The 1,903-nt window shown below is 32.4% G+C and carries 5 protein-coding genes; 4 read left to right on the top strand and 1 reads right to left on the bottom strand.

Annotation, left to right across the window (positions count from 1 at the left end):
• Positions 1-159: 159 nt before the first annotated feature.
• On the bottom strand, positions 160-522 hold the full coding sequence (locus tag OMHG_RS04875; RefSeq protein WP_010648813.1) for a helix-turn-helix domain-containing protein: 363 nt from the start codon (positions 520-522) through the stop codon (positions 160-162).
• Positions 523-644: 122 nt separating this feature from the next.
• Between OMHG_RS04875 and OMHG_RS04870 the strand changes: the two genes are divergently transcribed.
• The 4 genes from OMHG_RS04870 to OMHG_RS19420 form a co-directional block, all read left to right on the top strand.
• Positions 645-935: a hypothetical protein gene (locus tag OMHG_RS04870; RefSeq protein ID WP_010648812.1), complete on the top strand. Its 291-nt coding sequence runs from the start codon at positions 645-647 to the stop codon at positions 933-935.
• Between the two features lie 17 nt (positions 936-952).
• Positions 953-1,258 (top strand): hypothetical protein, encoded by a 306-nt coding sequence (locus OMHG_RS04865; protein ID WP_010648811.1) that lies wholly within the window; start codon positions 953-955, stop codon positions 1,256-1,258.
• 18 nt (positions 1,259-1,276) lie between these two features.
• Entirely contained in the window at positions 1,277-1,699 is a 423-nt protein-coding gene (locus OMHG_RS04860) for a hypothetical protein (RefSeq protein WP_010648810.1), read from the top strand.
• A gap of 105 nt (positions 1,700-1,804) precedes the next feature.
• Positions 1,805-1,903 (top strand): DUF7695 domain-containing protein (locus OMHG_RS19420; RefSeq protein WP_419760929.1); only part of this gene is annotated, 99 nt, incomplete at its 3' end.

Raw genomic sequence — 1,903 nt, 5'->3', positions numbered from 1 at the left:
AACACCAGAAATATTCATCGTAGCGTTAATCAATCTTGTAGTATTAATAGACATATTTAGTATATGTCACCAGACCATGATTAAGCAACCAGATAAATCCAATAGACTAAAATAAAAGTGTGGATCATCTACAACAACTTATACAAAGATATTTCCCCTCTAGTCTTTAGCAAATGGCAGCAACAGCGTATATAGCCCTTTCTTCTGTTCGAGCGATAACGACGAAATCAATTTATTTAATTTAGCATCAAGTTCTTCTTCTGTATTTGCATCATCTTCTTCACTTAATTCGATATTTTGTAGTTTGCTTTCCCCTTCAAGTGCATACAGAAAATCACCCATCGATATATTAAGTGCCTTACATATTTTTTCTAATAAGGAGAAGGTGATCTCTTGATTGCCGCTTTCTATTCGTGATAAAGAAGGTTGAGAAAGACCGATTTGTTTTGCAAAATCAACCATTGTTAATTTACTTTCTCTTCTTAACCTACGTATCAACTTACCAGCCTGTAAATCGTCCATTTTAATTTCCCTTCTCATTCTATTTCCTTTATCGTATTATTTTCTAGTTTTACAATCAATAGATATCATGTTATATTCATAATATAAATATATTCATAATATGAATAAAAGGGTGATTTTAGATGATTGATGGTTTCCCAAGATTGGTTAATCAACTGATTGAAAGTCGTTTGGAGGATATCATTACTAGTGAAGAATATGAGATGTTTATGGAAGGGATTTATAAGGATTTGGAACAGAAGCTATCGTCAAGCATTAAAGATCTTGATGAAGAGGCAAAGAATAATCTTATTGAAGATCTTAAATCAAATATTTTTCAACAGGTATTCCAGAAAAGTAAGTTGACCTACCGTGTGGCGTTTAAAGATGCACTTTCATTTTTTGTTGATACATTATTAATACCTAAAAGATAAAGGAGTTGTTGCGAATTATGTCTTCAATGAATCTCTTCAAAGGAAAATTGGTTATAGATATTGTAGCAGCTGTAAAAACTAGCGATGAAAAAACTATGACAGATGAAGCCCATGAAGGATTTACGCCTGAACTAACGAATGAAATCATGGCTCTCTTGGGTGCAAAAGGTTATATCTGTCAAACGTTTGGAGTTACATTAGAAAATAAAGGTGTAGCATATGATGTTGAGTTGGAACTAATTGAAAAGGAAAAGCAGGAATCTTCTAGAAGAGCTGAATCAGTTTATAATAAGGCAAATCGTATAACTATTAAATTAGACTAAGGGGATATCAAGACAGTAATGGTTAAAAGCACAAGTTTATCAGAAATACCAAAAGCTTTATTTGAAGATAGGGAAGTAAGCATTAATCGTGGTGAATACATTATTCGTTACATGATTGATGATGGTAAAGAAGTTCCGGCTATGTTGATTAAACAATATGGATATTATGCAGTACCCCAAAGTATCATGGTGGAAATAAGAAGAGGAACAATGCCCTTAGCAGATTTGACATTCCTCTTTGCTTGTTACTATGTTGCTTCTACAAGTAATCGCAAAAGTATTCGAATGGATGAAGTTTTCGAATGTATAACGGGGAATTGGGATGAGATCCGAACTCGTAACACTGCCCAGCGATTTAGTTTAACTTTATCTAATATGGACAGATACAAAAGATGGATAAAAAAGCATGATCATTATATAAAATACTTTGTAAAGTATTAATTAAAAAGAAGTATCCAAAAGGGGAACTTCTTTTTTTGATAATTATTGTTAATTACAAGACCAGTTGAACGCACGCACATAGTAGTTAGAAAGGAATTTTATCTAATGAGAAGGGTATTAGTGAACAAGGTTCGTTGTAAAAAGTGTGACGATATTATTGAATCAATACATAGTCATGATTTTAAACGATGTAAATGTGGGTCT

Origin of the sequence: Oceanobacillus massiliensis str. N'diop (genome assembly GCF_000285495.1) — a bacterium.
GTDB classification, from domain to species: domain Bacteria; phylum Bacillota; class Bacilli; order Bacillales; family Amphibacillaceae; genus Oceanobacillus; species Oceanobacillus massiliensis.
This window is presented reverse-complemented; position numbering and strand designations above follow the sequence as displayed.

What these genes read in the sequence shown, in the direction of transcription:
- OMHG_RS04875 (WP_010648813.1), bottom strand. Translation starts at nt 522, where the DNA reads ATGGACGATTTACAGGCTGGTAAGTTGATACGTAGGTTAAGAAGAGAA.
- OMHG_RS04870 (WP_010648812.1), top strand. Translation starts at nt 645, where the DNA reads ATGATTGATGGTTTCCCAAGATTGGTTAATCAACTGATTGAAAGTCGT.
- OMHG_RS04865 (WP_010648811.1), top strand. Translation starts at nt 953, where the DNA reads ATGTCTTCAATGAATCTCTTCAAAGGAAAATTGGTTATAGATATTGTA.
- OMHG_RS04860 (WP_010648810.1), top strand. Translation starts at nt 1,277, where the DNA reads ATGGTTAAAAGCACAAGTTTATCAGAAATACCAAAAGCTTTATTTGAA.